Origin of the sequence: Burkholderia sp. BCC1999 (assembly GCF_905339975.1) — a bacterium.
In the GTDB taxonomy this organism is placed as follows: domain Bacteria; phylum Pseudomonadota; class Gammaproteobacteria; order Burkholderiales; family Burkholderiaceae; genus Burkholderia.
Genome location: NZ_CAJPHP010000004.1, coordinates 199,543 through 214,898 on the forward strand (window position 1 = coordinate 199,543; position 15,356 = coordinate 214,898).

Sequence of the window (15,356 nt, forward strand, 5' to 3'; positions counted from 1 at the left end):
GGTGTCATCATCCAGCCGGCGTGGCATCCGCCCGATCCGGGGGCGCCTGTCCGGAATTGAAAACGCCCCGGCGACCGGAGGGATTCCGGTCGCCGGGGCGTTTCGAGAGCCGGCGGTCGGCCGGCGTGTCCGGTGCGCCGCTATGCGCCGCGCGTCACTTGTCGACCAGCCGCTTCGGCACCGACAGCGCGAGCAGCCCGCCGAGCACGAGGAACGCGGCAAGCATGACCATGCCAGCATTGTTGGCGCCCGTCGCCTGCTTGAGCCAGCCCATCATGTACGGGCTCAGGAAGCCGGCGAGGTTGCCGATCGAGTTGATCATCGCGATGCCGGCCGCGGCCGCCGTGCCGCCGAGGAATGCGGTCGGCAGGCTCCAGAACAGCGGCAGCGTCGTCAGGATGCCGATCGTCGCGAGCGTGAGGCCGAGCATCGCGAGCGCGGTCTGGTGCGCCCAGATCACCGACAGCACGAGCCCGAGCGCGCCGATCGCAGCCGGGATCGCGAGGTGCCAGCGGCGTTCGCGGCGCTTGTCCGCGCTGCGCGCGATCAGGATCATCGCGACCACCGCGGCCGCATACGGAATTGCCGACAGCAGGCCGATCATGATCGTGTCGGTCACGCCGGTGGCCTTGATGATCGTCGGCAGCCAGAAGCCGACGCCGTAGAGCCCCATCACGAACGAGAAATAGATCAACGCCATCAGCCACACGCGCGGGCTCGACATCACGGCGCCGAGCGGCAGGTCTTCCTTGGTTGCTTCCTCCGCGTCGACGTTGCGGGTGAGCAGCGCCTTTTCCTCGTCGGTCAGCCACGTCGCCTTCGCGATTCGCTCGTCGAGCTTGAAGAACACGAGCACGCCGACCAGCACCGACGGGATACCTTCGAGCAGGAACAGCCATTGCCAGCCGTGCCACCCGCTCTTGCCGTCGAACGCCTTCAGGATGAAGCCCGAGAGCGGTCCGCCGATCACGCCGGACAACGCGACGGCCGTCATGAAGAACGTCGTCATCCGGCCGCGCCGGTGCGCGGGGTACCAGTACGTGAGGTAGAGGATCACGCCGGGGAAGAAGCCTGCCTCGGCGACGCCGAGCAGGAAGCGCATCACGTAGAACATCGCGGGCGTCGTGACGAACATCGTCAGGATCGAGATCACGCCCCAGGTCGCCATGATGCGCGCGATCCACACGCGCGCGCCGACCTTGTGCAGGATGATGTTGCTCGGCACTTCGAAGAGGAAATAGCCGAAGAAGAAGATCCCGGCGCCGAGCCCGTACACGGTGTCGCTCAGGTTCAGGTCGCTCGCCATCTGCAGCTTCGCGAACCCGACGTTCACGCGGTCGAGATAGGCGACCACGTAGCACAGCAGCAGAAGCGGCACGAGCCGCCACGACACCTTGCGATAGGTTGCTTCCTCGAATGCGCCGGACGAGCCCGGCAGCGACTGCGTCGATGTTGCCATGTTGTCTCCTGTCGATCGAAGTGAGCGCTTTAGCGGTTACCTGGATCCCATGCACCGCTGTCCTTGTAGTTGGCCGGAGAAGGCGTATCGGTGCCTTGTCCGGTGTCGTGCGAAGCAATGCGCGTGTGTCGTTGCGGTTGCCGGCCGCGGCACGTCGCGGCAACGGGGATACCGCTAGATGCAGCGCCCGCCGTCGACTTCGAGGCAGACGCCGGTGATGAATTCGGCTTCGTCGGATGCAAGGTAAAGCGCCGCGTTCGCGATGTCCTGCGGCGTCGAGAAGCGGCCGAGCGGGATCGTCGCGAGGAAGCGGCGGCGGTTCTCGGGCGTGTCCTCGCAGCCCATGAACTCGGTCATCAGCGCCGTCTCGCCGAGCACGGGATTGATGCAGTTCACGCGGATGCGGTCGGCGCCGAGCTCGGCCGCGAGCGATCTGCTCGCGGTGATCATCGCGCCCTTCGTACTGTTGTACCAGACGAGGCCCGGGCGCGGCCGCACGCCGGCCGTCGACGCGACGTTCACGAACACACCGCCGCCCTGTTCGCGGAAATACGGCACGAAGGTCTGCACGCACCAGAACAGGCTCTTCATGTTGACCGCGTACACGCGGTCGAACTCGGCTTCCGTCACGTCGAGTACGGGCTTGTTGCGGTGCGTGGTGCCCGCGTTGTTCACGACGATCTGCACCAAGTGGAAATCGTCGAGCGTGGCCTGCAGCAGCGCATGCCAGTCTTCCTGCTTCGACACGTCGCCGGCCACCGCGATCGCCTTGCCGCCCGCGAGCGCGATCTCGCTCGCGACGCGCTCAGCCGCCGCACCGTTCAGATCGTTGACGACGACGTTCGCGCCTTCGCGCGCATACGTCTTCGCGATGCCTTCGCCGAAACCCGAGCCGCCGCCCGTGACGATGGCCGTCTTGCCGCTCAACCGCATGGTGTGTCTCCTGTGCTGGTGATGAGAGTCGTCGTGCATCGATCGGCGGCCGGGCGCTGCCGGCCGCGTGTCGCGTGCCGCGCGTTCAGCCGTGGCGGATCGCGATCGTCTTCAGCGCGGTGAAGCCGTACAGTGCCTCGAAGCCTTTTTCGCGGCCGTGGCCCGAGTGGCCGACGCCGCCGAACGGCAGCTCGACGCCGCCGCCCGCGCCATAGTTGTTGATGAACACCTGGCCCGCACGCAGGCGTCGTGCGAGCCGCATCTGGCGCGCGCCGTCGCGTGTCCAGATGCCCGCGACGAGGCCGTACGGCGTGCCGTTCGCCAGCGCGACGGCTTCGTCTTCGTCGACGAAACGCATCGCGGCGAGCACGGGGCCGAACACTTCCTCCTGCGCGAGGCGGTGCGACGGCGGCACGTCGCGCAACAGCGCGGGCGCCTGGTAGAAGCCGCTTTCGGGGGCATCGGCGACGACCTGACCGTGCGCGGCCATCGGAATGCCGTCGTGCTGCGCGTCGGACAGGAAATCCCACACGCGCTGCTGCTGCTTGGCGTTGATCAGCGGGCCGCAGTCGAGATCGGCGCGGCTCGGGCCGACGCGCAGCCCGTTGAACGCGGTGGCGAGGCGCTCGACGAGCGGCTCGTACACCGCGCGCTCGATCAGCACGCGGCTGCCGGCCGAGCAGGTCTGCCCGCCGTTCTGCACGATCGCCGACACGAGCACGGGCAGCGCCGCTTCGAGATCGGCATCGGCGAACACGATCTGCGGCGACTTGCCGCCGAGTTCGAGCGTGACGGGCACGTGGTTCTCGGCTGCCATCTGCGTGACCAGCTTGCCGGTGGCCGGTGACCCCGTAAACGAGATGTGGTCGATGCCCGGATGACGCGCGAGCGCGGCACCGGCTTCATGGCCGTAGCCGGTGACGATGTTGAGTGCGCCGGCCGGCAGCCCGGCTTCGGCGGCGAGTTCGGCGACGCGCAGCACGGACAGGCACGCATCCTCGGCCGGCTTGACGACGCAGGCGTTGCCGGCCGCGAGCGCCGCGCCGACGCTGCGCCCGAAGATCTGCATCGGGTAGTTCCACGGCACGATGTGGCCCGTGACGCCGTGTGGCTCGCGCACCGTCAGCACCGTGTAGCCGGCCTGGTAGGGGAGGGTTTCGCCGTGCAGCTTGTCGGCGGCGCCCGCGTAGAACTCGAAGTAGCGTGCGAGCGCGGCCGCGTCGGCGCGCGCCTGCTTCAGCGGCTTGCCGGTGTCGCGCGCCTCGATCGCGGCGAGTTCCTCGATCGAATCGGTTACGCGCGCCGACAGCCGCATCAGCACGCGGCCGCGCTCGGCGGCGCTTTTGGCGCCCCACGGGCCCGCGAACGCGTCGCGGGCCGCGGCGACCGCGCGCTCGATGTCGGGCGCGGTGCCGCGCGCGATCGTCGCGAACGGCTGGCCGTCGGAAGGATCGACGACCGCGATGGTTTCCAGTTGCGCGGGCAACGTCCATTCGCCCGCGATGAAGTGCTTCGCCTCTTCCATGCCTGCTCCCGTGTACCCGGGTTGGCGCTTCAGCGCCGACGCCGATTCCATGCAACGCGGCCGGTGGTTCGACAGCCGACCCATCCGGAACGATTATCGCGCCGATCGTCATCCGGACGCCACCGGTCGATTGGCTATAATGGCGCATTCCCTTGGGGGACGCCCGCGCCGGTGCATCGGCCGCGGCGCCCTGTCCCGAATTCCCATCGACCTACAGAGAGTGCTCATGAGCTTCAATCATGTTCCGGCCGGCAAGGACCTGCCGCAAGATTTCAACGTGATCATCGAGATTCCCGCGCAAAGCGACCCGGTGAAGTACGAGGCGGACAAGGAACTGGGCCTTCTCGTCGTCGACCGCTTCATCGGCACGGGCATGCGCTATCCGGTGAACTACGGCTACATCCCGCAGACGCTGTCGGGCGACGGCGATCCGGTCGACGTGCTGGTGATCACGCCGTTCCCGCTGCTGGCCGGCTCGATCGTGCGTTCGCGCGTGCTCGGCATGCTGCAGATGACCGACGAGTCGGGCGTCGACGCGAAGCTGGTTGCCGTGCCGCACGACAAGGTCTGCCCGATGACGGCGAACCTGAAGTCGATCGACGACGTGCCCGAGTACCTGAAGGACCAGATCAAGCACTTCTTCGAGCAATACAAGGCGCTCGAGAAGGGCAAGTGGGTGAAGGTCGAAGGCTGGGCCGGCATCGAAGCCGCGCACAAGGAAATCACCGACGGCGCAGCGAACTACAAGAAGTAAGCGACGTACCGGCCGACGGCCGGTTCGTACCGAACGCAAACCGCGCGTGTCTCCTCAGGAGGCCGCGCGGTTTTGTTTTGTGCGCGGGGCGGTCTTCTTTCGTGCGCGGGCGGAGGCCGGCACAGGCAGCGCTGTGGCGTTCGGAGCGCTCCCCGCACGTTTCGCGCTCGTTGCGCGGCGGGCGACGACGACGGGAGTCGCCGGGATTTCGACTGCGTCGGTGGTGGCCTTTGTTGCCGATGCACGTCGGCGCGTCGGTGCGGAAGCGACGTCGGTGCGCGGCTTTGTGGCGGACCTGCCGCCGGGTGCCGGCGCTTTCTGCTTCGGTGCGGCTCTTGTGGCTTTCGTGGTCTTCGTGACCGGCTTGCCACGCGACGCGGTCGTTTTCAATTCGGCAGCGCCGTCGTTCTTCGCACGCTTCGTGGCGGGCGTGGTCTTTGCCTTCGTGGGCGCCTGCGCGGCTCGCCCGCGTTTCGCGGTCTTTGCGGGCGCCGATGCTTTTCCGGCCTTCGCGGCTTTCTTGAGGGGCTTGCCCGTTTCAGCGGCCTGCGTTGCGCTGTCGGCAGACTGCGCGTTCTCCTTCGCCTTCTTCCGCCCGCGCGTACCGGCCTTCAACCCGGCCGTATCGACGTTCCCGTCGATCGACATCCCGGCCGGCAACACCGATTCGAGCGTCCGGATCCCGGCCGCCAGCTCGCGTTTCTGCGCGGCGGTGAGCCGCTTCACCCAGTACTCGGCCCGCGATGCGATCGACCGGTCGGGCAGCGGAAACGACGCGAGCACCGCGCGCGGCTTGCGCGAGCGCGTGTAGCGCGCGCCCTTGCCGGACGCGTGCTCGTCGAAGCGCGCGGCGACGTCGGTCGTGATGCCCGTGTAGACGCTGTCGTCGGCGCATTCGATCAGATACAGAAACCAGGACATGGCAGGGCGGCGGGATGCGAAGCCGCCAGTGTCTCAGAAAAGGCGTGCGTCAACGCCATCGATCGCCGTGCCCGTCGCGGAAACGGCTCGGTGCCGCACCGAGTTCGCGCGTGAAGAAGCGCGTGAACGCGCTCGTCGAACGGAAGCCGACGCGTACGCCGATCTCGCCGATCGGCAGTTGCGTATTCAGCAGCAGGTCGCGTGCCTCGCCGAGCCGCGCCTGCGCGACGAGCGCATGAAAACCCACGGCCTCGCGATGCAGCCGCCGGCGCAGCGTCCAGCGCGACATCGCGAAGCGCGTGCACACGTGCTGCATCAGCGTGTCGGTCGGCGCATCGGTTTCGTCGGCGGTGCGCAGCCAGTCGCGTACGCATTGCTCGACCGACGAGCCGAACGTCGAGCGTACGCGAATGCGATCGCGCGCGGCGTCGGCCGCATGGCGCTGGATGCCGGCGAGCGGCGCGTTGTAGCGCTCGAACGGCGTGTCGAAGTGCGCGGAGCGCAGCACGATGCGGTTGTGCGCGGCATCGAACGACACCGGTGCGCCGAGCATGTCGCGCAGCGCGGCGGTGGGTGCGAACGCGCGGCCGGCGAATTCGGCATCGCCGATGCGTACGTGCGGATCGTAAAGGCGCGCAAGCGCCGCGAGGATCGCGAGGTTCGCGAACGCGCTACCCGCATGCCGGCCGTCGCCTTCGTTCACGTATTCGAGCGCGATCGCGTCGCCGTTCTCGTGCGCGAACACCCAGTCGACATTGCCGATCAGCTCGCGATAGCGCAGGTAGCCGTGCAGCGCGTCGCGCAGCGTCACCGCGTTGCACGTGATGCCCGCGAGCTCCGGAAACGGCACGAGCCACGGCACGACCTGCGGCGGCGGCCGATGCCACGACAGCGGCCAGCCGCTCGTGAGCCGCATCGCGGCGACGTGCCGGTCGCCCGCAATGCGGCGCGTGTCGTCGGCGAGCTCGGCCGGCCCGATGCCGAGCGTGTCATACAGCGGCGCGAGATCGATGCCGTTCGCGCGCGCGTCCTCGCACAGCCAGCGGTAGATCCGGACGGATACCGATTTCTGTTGCAACTCCATGTCTGTCCCCCTTCGTCATGCCGTTCGGGTTTGTCCCCGCTGCGAGAGGTCAACGCATGCTCCTGCCGGTCAAGCGTGGTGACCGGTCAATTTTTAGACTCGGACGCTGGAGTTAAGCCACAAGTACAACAGATCGATTCAGGAGGATCAATGAAAACTTCGCTGTTCCGGTGTTCGACGATTGCGTCCGCGTGCGCGCTCACGGTGCTGCTCGCGTCGTGCGGCGGCGACGACATCCACGCGGGCCCGACCGCGCCGGCCGATCCCGATGCGACGGCCGACCAGCGCGCGGCCGCGCTCGTCGCGCAACTGACGACCGACGAGAAGCTGCAGCTCGTGCATGGCACGGGCCTGCCGGCGCTCGATCTGGGCGGCCCGTTCCCGGCCGACGCGCTGAACGGCGCAAGCTACATCCCGGGGGTGCCGCGGCTCGGCATTCCGGCGGTCAGCAGCGCCGATTCGGCGGGCGGCGTGAACGTGAAGAACGCGCGCGTGACTGCGCTGCCGGCGCCGGTCGCGCTCGCGGCGACATGGGATCCGGCGCTCGCGGGCACCTACGGCACGCGCATCGCGCTCGAACTGCGCGCGCTCGGTTTCGCGGAAGGGCTCGGCGGCGGCGTGAACCTCGCGCGCGAGCCGCGCAACGGCCGCACGTTCGAATACATGGGCGAGGATCCGGTGCTCGCAGGCACGCTGAGCGCCGCGCGCACGCAGGCGACGCAGGCGCAGAAGGTGATCGCGACGATCAAGCATTTCGCGTTCAACGATCAGGAAACCAACCGGATGACGATCGATTCGGTCGTCGACGAGCGGACGATGCGCGAGGCCGAACTGCTCGCGTTCGAGATCGGCGTGAAGGACGGCCAGCCGGGCAACGTGATGTGTTCGTACAACAAGCTGAACGGCGTGTATGCGTGCGAGAACCCGTATCTGCTGACCACGGTGCTGAAGAACGAATGGGGCTTCAAGGGCGTCGTGCAGTCGGACTGGGGCGCGACGCATTCGACCGTCGCGGCCGTGCAGGCCGGGCTCGACGAGGAACAGCCGGGCGCGGCCGACGACGGCAACGCGCCGCTCGGCTCGTTCTTCAATACGAAGCTGCGCGCGGCGCTGCAGGCCGGCAGCGTGTCGGCCGCGCGGCTGAACGACATGGTGCAGCGCAAGCTGCGCACGCTGATCCGCATCGGCGTGATGGACGCGCCGCCGAAGCCGGGCGGCGCGATCGACGAAGCGGCCGGCAACGCCGATGCGCTCGCGATCGCGCGGCAGTCGGCGGTGCTGCTGAAGAACGCGGCCGCACCGGGCGATGCGCAACCCGTGCTGCCGCTCGCGGCCGGTGCGCTCAAGTCGGTCGTCGTGATCGGCGGTCATGCGGACGTGGGCGTATTGTCGGGCGGCGGCTCCGGCGCGGTGCCGGCGATCGACGGCAATGCGGTGACGACCTGCCAGCAACCGGCCGACACGTTGTTCGGCGGTTGCGCGACCTGGTACAAGTCCGCGCCGCTCGCGGCGATCCGCGCGAAGGCGCCGAACGCATCGGTCAGCTATCTCGACGGGACCGACGCGAACGCCGCGGCGACCGCCGCCGCGCTGGCCGATGTCGCGATCGTGTTCGCGACGCAGTGGCAGACGGAAGGGCTCGATCTCGCGAGCCTGTCGCTGCCCGATGCGAAGACCGATCCGTACAACCAGCAATACGACCAGAACGCGCTGATCGCGGCCGTCGCCGCGAAGGCGAAGCGCGTGATCGTCGTGCTCGAGAACGGCAGCCCCGTGCTGATGCCGTGGCTCGCGAACGTGCACGGTGTGCTCGACGCGTGGTATCCCGGCGCGCAGGGCGGCCAGGCGATCGCCGACCTGCTGTTCGGCGACGCGAACCCGTCGGGCCGGTTGCCGCTGACGTTCCCGAAGCAGGAAGCCGACCTGCCGCAGCCGACGATCGATCCGTCGCGCACGCAGACCGTCTATGCGGAAGGGCTCGCGTACGGCTATCGCTGGTTCGACGCGAAGGCGATCGAGCCGCTGTTCCCGTTCGGCTACGGGCTGTCGTACACGACGTATGGGTTGTCGGCGATGTCTGCACTGGCCGATGCGTCGGGCAACGTGACGGTCGGCGTGACGGTGACGAACACGGGCGCGCGGGCCGGTGTGCAGACGGTGCAGATCTACGCGGCGCTGCCCGCGTCGCTCGGCGAGCCGCCGAAGCGGCTCGTCGGCTGGACCAAGGTTGCGCTGCAGCCGGGCGAGGCGCGCACGGTCAGCGTCGCGGTGCCGGCGCAGCGCTTCGCGGTCTGGGATGCGAGTGCGCATGCATGGCGGATCGGCGCGGGCAGCTATACGCTGTCGGCGGCCGCGTCGTCGCGTGACCCGCAGGCGCTGTCGCAGGCGGTGACGCTCGCCGCGCACTGAACCGGGGGCGGCCGTGCGGCATGCGGCGGGGCCGGTCGTGGCCTCGCCGCATGCCGGTGTGCCGGCCGACGCTACGCGCTGCCGCGCCGGAACGGATCGTGTTCGCGCAGTTCGTCGACGTACGCGTGGATATGTTCGGTTTCGCGTTCGAGAAAGCGCGCGACCGCATCGGAAAATGCCGGGTGCGCGAGCCAGTGCGCCGAGTGCGTGACGGTCGGCAGGAAACCGCGGGCGAGCTTGTGTTCGCCCTGCGCGCCGCCTTCGAAGGTATCGAGCCCGGCCTCGATGCAGAATTCGAGCAACTGGTAGTAGGCCGTCTCGAAATGCAGGCAGGGCACGTGCTCGATCGCCCCCCAGTAGCGGCCGTACAGCGTGCCGCCGCCGTGCTCGCCGCGCCGGTACACGGCGAGCGCGCTCGCGATCGGCTTGCCGTCGGCTTCCGCGATCACGAGCAGCAGGTTCTCGGGCATCGTCGCGCCGATCGTGCGGAAGAATTCGAGGTTCAGGTACGGGCTCGAATAGTGCTCGCGGTAGGTCTGCCGGTAGCAGCGCGAGAAGAAGCGCCAGTCGGCGTCGGTGATTCGATCGCCGGTCAGCCGCCGGAACGTCACGCCTGCGTCGTGCACCTTGCGCCGCTCCGCGCGGATGTTCTTGCGCTTCTTCTGCTCGAGAGTGCCGAGGAAATCGTCGAAGTGGCGGTAGCCGTCGTTGAGCCAATGGAACTGCACGCCTTCGCGCAGCATCATCCCCATCGATTCGAGGAGCCGCGCTTCGTCGCCGCTCGGGAACAGCACGTGCAGCGACGACACGTCGCTCTGCTCGGCGAACGCGAGCAGCGTGGCCGCGAGCCGGCGGCGCGCGTCGTCGTCGGCCGCGAGCAGCCGCGTGCCCTGCACGGGCGTGAACGGCACCGCGCACAGCAGCTTCGGGTAGTAGGGCAGGTCGTTGCGCTGGTACGCGTCGGCCCACGCCCAGTCGAACACGTATTCGCCGTACGAATGCTGCTTCGCGTAGACGGGCGCGGCGGCCGCCAGGCGGCCGGTGCGCTCGTCGGTCAGCGTGACGAAGTGCGGCGACCAGCCGGTATCGTCCACCGCGCAGCGCGCGACGTGCAGTGCGTCGAGGAATTCGTGGCGCAGGAACGGCGTCGGCTGCGCGTCGCGGGCGAGCAGCGCGTTCCATTCGTCGGCCGGCACCTCGGCGGGGGACGACAGGATGCCCGTGCGATAATCGATGCGTTCGTGTTTCAAGCGTGAATCCGTACCGTTGGATGTTGCCGGATGCGTGCCGCCATGGCCCGCGTCCGGGTCGATTTCGTCAGCCGTTCAGGGCGCGCCGCCTGGCTGCGCCGATCCCGCCATGAAGACCCGACTCGCACTCGCCCAGATCAACGTCACCGTCGGCGATTTCGCCGGCAACGTCGCGCGGATCGTCGCGGCCGCGCGCGCCGCGCACAACGATGGTGCGCAGCTGATGGTCGCGCCCGAACTCGCGCTGTCCGGTTATCCACCGGAAGACCTGCTGCTGCGGCCCGCGTTCTACGCGGCGGCGGCCGCTGCGCTCGACGCCTTGGCCGACGCGCTGAAAGCGTTCGACGGGCTCGCGGTGCTGGTCGGCCATCCGGTGCGCGGTGCGGGCAGCGGGGCGGGCAGCGATGCGCGCGCGCCAGCCGTCGATGGTAATGCAAACCGCCCGATCGAGCGCGGCGTGCCGCCGACCGATACCTTCAATGCCGTGTCGCTGATCGTCGGCGGCGAGATCGTCGGCACCTACCGCAAGCAGGATCTGCCGAACGCCGAGGTGTTCGACGAGAAGCGCTACTTCGCGACGGACGCCGAGCCGCTCGTGTTCGAGCTGAACGGCGTGAAATACGGCGTGATCATCTGCGAGGACGCATGGCATGCATCGGCCGCGCAGATCGCGAAGGCGGCCGGCGCGCAGGTGCTGCTGATCCCGAACGGTTCCCCGTACCACATGAACAAGGAAGCGGTGCGCATCGACATCCTTCGCGCGCGGATCCGCGAGACCGGGCTGCCGATGGTGTACGTGAACCTCGTCGGCGGCCAGGACGAACTCGTGTTCGACGGCGGTTCGTTCGTGCTCGACGCGCAGGGCGCGCTCGTCGCGAAGATGCCGCAATTCGACGAAGGCCATGCGATCGTCGAATTCGACGGCGCGCGGCCGCTGCCCGGCGCGATCGCGCCCGAGCTGTCGACGGATGCGCAGGTGTACCGCGCGCTCGTGACCGGCGTGCGCGACTACATCGGCAAGAACGGCTTTCCCGGCGTGCTGATCGGGTTGTCGGGCGGCGTCGATTCGGCGCTGGTGCTGGCTGTCGCATGCGATGCGCTCGGGCCCGAGCGCGTGCGCGCGGTGATGATGCCGTCGCGCTTCACGGCCGACATCTCGACCACCGACGCGGCGGAGATGGCGCGGCGCGTCGGCGTGCGCTACGACGAGATCGCGATCGCGCCGATGTTCGACGCGTTCCGCGCATCGCTCGCCGGCGAGTTCGCGGGCCGCGCGGAAGACGCGACCGAGGAGAACATCCAGGCGCGCATCCGCGGCACGCTGCTGATGGCGCTGTCGAACAAGTTCGGCTCGATCGTGTTGACGACCGGCAACAAGAGCGAGATGGCCGTTGGCTATTGCACGTTGTATGGCGACATGGCCGGCGGTTTCGCGGTGATCAAGGACATCGCGAAGACGCTCGTGTACCGGCTCTGCCGCTATCGCAACGAAGCGACCGACTATGCGCTGCGCGACGTGATCCCCGAGCGGATCCTGACGCGCGCGCCGTCGGCCGAGCTGCGCGAGAACCAGACCGACCAGGACAGCCTGCCGCCGTACGACGTGCTCGACGCGATCATGCGGATGTACATGGAAGAAGACCGGCCGCTCGCCGAGATCGTCGCGGCCGGCCATGCGCAGGCCGATGTCGAACGCGTGACGCGGCTCATCAAGATCAACGAATACAAGCGCCGTCAGGCGCCGATCGGCATCCGCGTCACGCATCGCGCATTCGGGCGCGACTGGCGCTACCCGATCACGTCACGTTTTACCGAACGTCTCGATTGAGCCGTGCTGGGCCGGATGCGGCTCGCAGGCTTACAATCGGGATCGCGATTTTTCATCCAAACGAGCATTGGGGGACAACCACCATGAAACGCATCACCGCCATCATCAAGCCGTTCAAGCTGGACGAAGTCCGCGAAGCGCTCGCCGAAGTGGGTCTCACGGGCCTGACCGTGACGGAAGTGAAGGGCTTCGGCCGCCAGAAGGGCCATACCGAGTTGTATCGCGGCGCCGAATACGTCGTCGATTTCCTGCCGAAGATGAAGATCGAAGTGGTCGTCGCGGAAGCGCAGGTCGACCAGGTGATCGACGCGGTGATCGGCGCGGCGCGTACCGGCAAGATCGGCGACGGCAAGATCTTCGTGTCGGACGTCGAGCGCGTGATTCGCATCCGTACCGGCGAAGAGAACGAAGCGGCCGTCTGAGCGCCGCATTCGTCAGTGGGCCGTTTCAGGCCCCGCCAATAAAAAACGGTGCGATACCCGGTTGGGTACCGCACCGATACGCGCCTCTCGCAGCAGCGTGGAAAGTGTTGTCGAATCGTTCCTTGACGGCGCCTGATCAGAACAGGTGCTGGATGCCGGCGTAGACGCCGGTCTGGCTGCCGCCCGGATTCGGGTTGCCCGTCGACACGGCCGTACCTGCGCCGTTGGCGTTCAGGCCGAAGTTCGCGTTCTTGCTGTTGCGCACCGTCGCGACCTGCAGATCGAACAGCGTGCGCTTCGAGATGTTGTACGAGCCGCCGACCGTGTAGATGTTCGCGTTGCCGCCGCCGTGGTTCGCGTTCACGTGATAAGCGGCCGCGATCAGCGCCGCTGCCGGCGTGGCTTGCCACGTCACGCCGCCCCAGACTTGCTGGGTGCCCGTCACGCCGGCGTTCACTGCCGGGCCGCCGCTGCCGTCCGCGCGCGATGCCTGGTAGGCCGCCTGCACCTTGAACTGGCCGAGGAACACGTTCACGCCCGCGAAGTATTCACGCGAGTAGTTGAACACGTCCGAGAAGCGGCCGTTGCTGTCGCGCGTTTCGTCGTAGATACCGCGCAACTGGAACAGCGAGTTCGTGTAGGTAACCTGAGCGCCCATTGCGCGGCCCGGTTGGCCGGCCGTCGTGTTGCCGTTGAAGCTGGTCGAGTTCGAGAACGAGAACTGGCCGTAGAAGTCGAGGCCGTAGAACTGCGGCGACTGGTACGACACGTTGTTGCTGGTCTTGTTCCAGTTGCGGCCGCGGACGAGCGATGCGGTCGACCAGGCCGACTGGCCGAACGGATCGAAGTCCCACACGCCGTTGGCGATCGCGAGTTCACGACCCAACAGCAGCGTACCGTAGCGATCGTTCGAGATACCGACCGTCGCAAAACGATCCCAGATCGAGCCGCTGAAGCCGCCGGTCATCGTGTTGAACGCGCCTTCGAGGTGGAACAGGACCTTGTTGCCGCCACCGATGTCCTCGCTACCCTTCAAGCCCCACAGGCTCGTGCCCCAGTCGCCGCTTTCCGCGCGCACTTGGTGGCCGTTTTGCAGGCCGTTCATGTACTCGATGCCTGCATCCAGGCGGCCATACAGCGTGACGCTGCTCTGCGCGTGCGCCGTCACCACCCCAGCAGCCATCAGCGCGGCCGCGACCAAAGCTTTCTTCATCATCTCCTCCATACCCTGTCAAAAAGTCAACCCAGACTGCACGAGATGCCCGGAGCGCGAGCGCCGGGCAAAAGCGGGATAACCAGGGAGACCTCGTGCAGGGCCGGTAAGCGCAGCACGCGGGCAAGCGGACGGAAAACCGTTGAGCGGTCCCGCGCAGCCGGGTCGGCCTGCGGGGTCTCCTTGTAGTGTCGTGAAGCTAAACTACATTTCACGAACTTCGTTTTGCTACTTTGGTTACTAATTTAGCAAAAATACAATTTTGTGGCGATGGAAATCGTTGTTTGACTAACAGCTGTCGCCAAATTGCCATGCAACACGGTGCGCAACGGGTGCACCGAGGGTTAGCAATTAACGGAAAACCCTTGTCACGCAAGGGAGACATGAATTCCGCGAACATGGGTCAAGGATTGCCACTATTGACGCTGCCGGAGCGCGGGCGTAGGCGCGAAAGTCGCTAAATTGGTAAGTATTTCGTAATGATTTGAGCGGTTTCGGCAGCCGCTGGCCGGCGCCTGAAACGCCCGTCGGACAAGGCGCGCGGCCCGATCGCGCGGAACCTAGCCCGGGCCCGGCCGTGCGTCGAGCAACTGCGCGCGAATCCAGCGGTGCGCATCGGTGCGCGCATGCTTCGCGTGCGAGTAGACCTTTATCGTGTAGCGCGGAATCTCGAACGGCGCCGGAAAGATGCGGATCGGCGCCGCGTGCCGCAGCGCTTGCGCGGCGCGGTTCGGCACGGTCATCAGCAATTCGGATTCCGCGATCACGAACGGCGCGGCCAGCACGGTCGGCAACTGCACGGCCACGTGCCGCGCGAGGCCGAGCCGGTCGAGCACGTAGTCGACCACGCCACGCGACTCGTTCCACGGCGTGACGACCACGTGGCGGGCGGCCAGGTAATGATCGAGCGTCAGCCGCCGGCGGATCGCCGGATGCGCGGCGCTTGCGATCACGACGTAGTCGTCGGAGAACCAGTCGAAATCCTCGATGCCCGGCGCGTCGGCCGCCGATTCCTCGTGATAGCCGAGCGCGAAGTCGATACGGCCGGCCGCGAGCTCGTCGACGGAAATCTTCCGGTCGGAATGCACGACGCGGATCCGCAACTGCGGCGCGACGTGCTGGATCCGCGCGAGGAACGCCGGCAGCACCGCGAACGCCGTGTAGTCGGTCGCGGCGAACACGAACGTGCGGTCGCTGTGCGCGGGATCGAAGCGGCGTGCGCGGGCGAGCCCCTTCGACATCGCGTCGAGCGCGTCGCCGGCCCACGTGGCGATGTCGTCGGCGCGCACGGTCGGCTGCATCTCGTTGCCGAGGCGCACGAACAGCGCGTCGCCGATCGCGTCGCGCAGCCGCGCGAGCGCGTGGCTCAACGCGGACGGGCTCAAGGCAAGCTCGTGCGCGGCCGCCGCGACCGACCGGTGGCGGTACAGCGCGTCGAACACGAGCAACAGGTTCAGGTCGAGACGGCGCAGGTCGGGATGCATCATGTTCAGGTCCGGATGAAGAAACTGCACTTCCTGCAGGAACGACGTGAACGTAGCATGACGGTTTGATCGGC

The 15,356-nt window shown here is 67.6% G+C and carries 12 protein-coding genes; 4 read left to right on the top strand and 8 right to left on the bottom strand.

Annotated features, from left to right (window positions below; genetic code table 11):
- Positions 1-154: 154 nt before the first annotated feature.
- The 3 genes from U5809_RS07400 to U5809_RS07410 all read right to left on the bottom strand — a co-directional run bounded on the left by U5809_RS07400 (position 155) and on the right by U5809_RS07410 (position 3,917).
- On the bottom strand, positions 155-1,459 hold the full coding sequence (locus tag U5809_RS07400) for an MFS transporter (protein WP_282505750.1): 1,305 nt from the start codon (positions 1,457-1,459) through the stop codon (positions 155-157).
- 174 nt (positions 1,460-1,633) lie between these two features.
- Positions 1,634-2,392, bottom strand: a complete 759-nt coding sequence (locus U5809_RS07405; RefSeq protein WP_322086024.1) for an SDR family oxidoreductase — start codon at positions 2,390-2,392, stop codon at positions 1,634-1,636.
- A gap of 85 nt (positions 2,393-2,477) precedes the next feature.
- Entirely contained in the window at positions 2,478-3,917 is a 1,440-nt protein-coding gene (locus U5809_RS07410; RefSeq protein WP_322086025.1) for an aldehyde dehydrogenase family protein, read from the bottom strand.
- Between the two features lie 226 nt (positions 3,918-4,143).
- Between U5809_RS07410 and ppa the strand changes: the two genes are divergently transcribed.
- Positions 4,144-4,671 (top strand): inorganic diphosphatase, encoded by a 528-nt coding sequence (gene ppa, locus U5809_RS07415; RefSeq protein ID WP_011352863.1) that lies wholly within the window; start codon positions 4,144-4,146, stop codon positions 4,669-4,671.
- A 54-nt stretch (positions 4,672-4,725) separates the two neighbouring features.
- Here the strand turns inward: ppa and U5809_RS07420 are convergent, their stop codons facing one another.
- Positions 4,726-5,592 (bottom strand): GIY-YIG nuclease family protein, encoded by an 867-nt coding sequence (locus U5809_RS07420; RefSeq protein WP_322086026.1) that lies wholly within the window; start codon positions 5,590-5,592, stop codon positions 4,726-4,728.
- A 49-nt stretch (positions 5,593-5,641) separates the two neighbouring features.
- The gene (locus tag U5809_RS07425) at positions 5,642-6,676 is read right to left on the bottom strand and encodes a helix-turn-helix transcriptional regulator (RefSeq protein ID WP_322086027.1); all 1,035 of its coding nucleotides are present in this window, start codon (positions 6,674-6,676) and stop codon (positions 5,642-5,644) included.
- Between the two features lie 150 nt (positions 6,677-6,826).
- On the opposite strand from U5809_RS07425, the gene U5809_RS07430 reads away from it, so the two are divergent.
- Entirely contained in the window at positions 6,827-9,085 is a 2,259-nt protein-coding gene (locus U5809_RS07430) for a glycoside hydrolase family 3 C-terminal domain-containing protein (protein WP_322086028.1), read from the top strand.
- A 71-nt stretch (positions 9,086-9,156) separates the two neighbouring features.
- Here the strand turns inward: U5809_RS07430 and U5809_RS07435 are convergent, their stop codons facing one another.
- The gene (locus tag U5809_RS07435; RefSeq protein WP_322086029.1) at positions 9,157-10,335 is read right to left on the bottom strand and encodes a GNAT family N-acetyltransferase; all 1,179 of its coding nucleotides are present in this window, start codon (positions 10,333-10,335) and stop codon (positions 9,157-9,159) included.
- 109 nt (positions 10,336-10,444) lie between these two features.
- Between U5809_RS07435 and U5809_RS07440 the strand changes: the two genes are divergently transcribed.
- Together U5809_RS07440 and U5809_RS07445 are read left to right on the top strand one after the other, a co-directional pair.
- Positions 10,445-12,163: an NAD+ synthase gene (locus U5809_RS07440; RefSeq protein ID WP_322086030.1), complete on the top strand. Its 1,719-nt coding sequence runs from the start codon at positions 10,445-10,447 to the stop codon at positions 12,161-12,163.
- A gap of 83 nt (positions 12,164-12,246) precedes the next feature.
- The gene (locus U5809_RS07445; RefSeq protein ID WP_006398637.1) at positions 12,247-12,585 is read left to right on the top strand and encodes a P-II family nitrogen regulator; all 339 of its coding nucleotides are present in this window, start codon (positions 12,247-12,249) and stop codon (positions 12,583-12,585) included.
- Between the two features lie 136 nt (positions 12,586-12,721).
- Here U5809_RS07445 and U5809_RS07450 read toward each other — a convergent pair whose 3' ends face one another.
- Both U5809_RS07450 and U5809_RS07455 read right to left on the bottom strand, forming a co-directional pair.
- The gene (locus U5809_RS07450; RefSeq protein WP_322086031.1) at positions 12,722-13,801 is read right to left on the bottom strand and encodes a porin; all 1,080 of its coding nucleotides are present in this window, start codon (positions 13,799-13,801) and stop codon (positions 12,722-12,724) included.
- A 557-nt stretch (positions 13,802-14,358) separates the two neighbouring features.
- The gene (locus U5809_RS07455; RefSeq protein WP_322086032.1) at positions 14,359-15,285 is read right to left on the bottom strand and encodes a LysR family transcriptional regulator; all 927 of its coding nucleotides are present in this window, start codon (positions 15,283-15,285) and stop codon (positions 14,359-14,361) included.
- Positions 15,286-15,356: the final 71 nt, after the last annotated feature.

Bases quoted from the DNA above. Each gene is read 5' to 3' on its own strand.
- U5809_RS07455 (WP_322086032.1), bottom strand. From the start codon at position 15,285: ATGATGCATCCCGACCTGCGCCGTCTCGACCTGAACCTGTTGCTCGTG.
- U5809_RS07410 (WP_322086025.1), bottom strand. From the start codon at position 3,917: ATGGAAGAGGCGAAGCACTTCATCGCGGGCGAATGGACGTTGCCCGCG.
- U5809_RS07450 (WP_322086031.1), bottom strand. From the start codon at position 13,801: ATGATGAAGAAAGCTTTGGTCGCGGCCGCGCTGATGGCTGCTGGGGTG.
- U5809_RS07405 (WP_322086024.1), bottom strand. From the start codon at position 2,392: ATGCGGTTGAGCGGCAAGACGGCCATCGTCACGGGCGGCGGCTCGGGT.
- U5809_RS07420 (WP_322086026.1), bottom strand. From the start codon at position 5,592: ATGTCCTGGTTTCTGTATCTGATCGAATGCGCCGACGACAGCGTCTAC.
- U5809_RS07400 (WP_282505750.1), bottom strand. From the start codon at position 1,459: ATGGCAACATCGACGCAGTCGCTGCCGGGCTCGTCCGGCGCATTCGAG.
- U5809_RS07445 (WP_006398637.1), top strand. From the start codon at position 12,247: ATGAAACGCATCACCGCCATCATCAAGCCGTTCAAGCTGGACGAAGTC.
- U5809_RS07425 (WP_322086027.1), bottom strand. From the start codon at position 6,676: ATGGAGTTGCAACAGAAATCGGTATCCGTCCGGATCTACCGCTGGCTG.
- U5809_RS07430 (WP_322086028.1), top strand. From the start codon at position 6,827: ATGAAAACTTCGCTGTTCCGGTGTTCGACGATTGCGTCCGCGTGCGCG.
- U5809_RS07440 (WP_322086030.1), top strand. From the start codon at position 10,445: ATGAAGACCCGACTCGCACTCGCCCAGATCAACGTCACCGTCGGCGAT.
- ppa (WP_011352863.1), top strand. From the start codon at position 4,144: ATGAGCTTCAATCATGTTCCGGCCGGCAAGGACCTGCCGCAAGATTTC.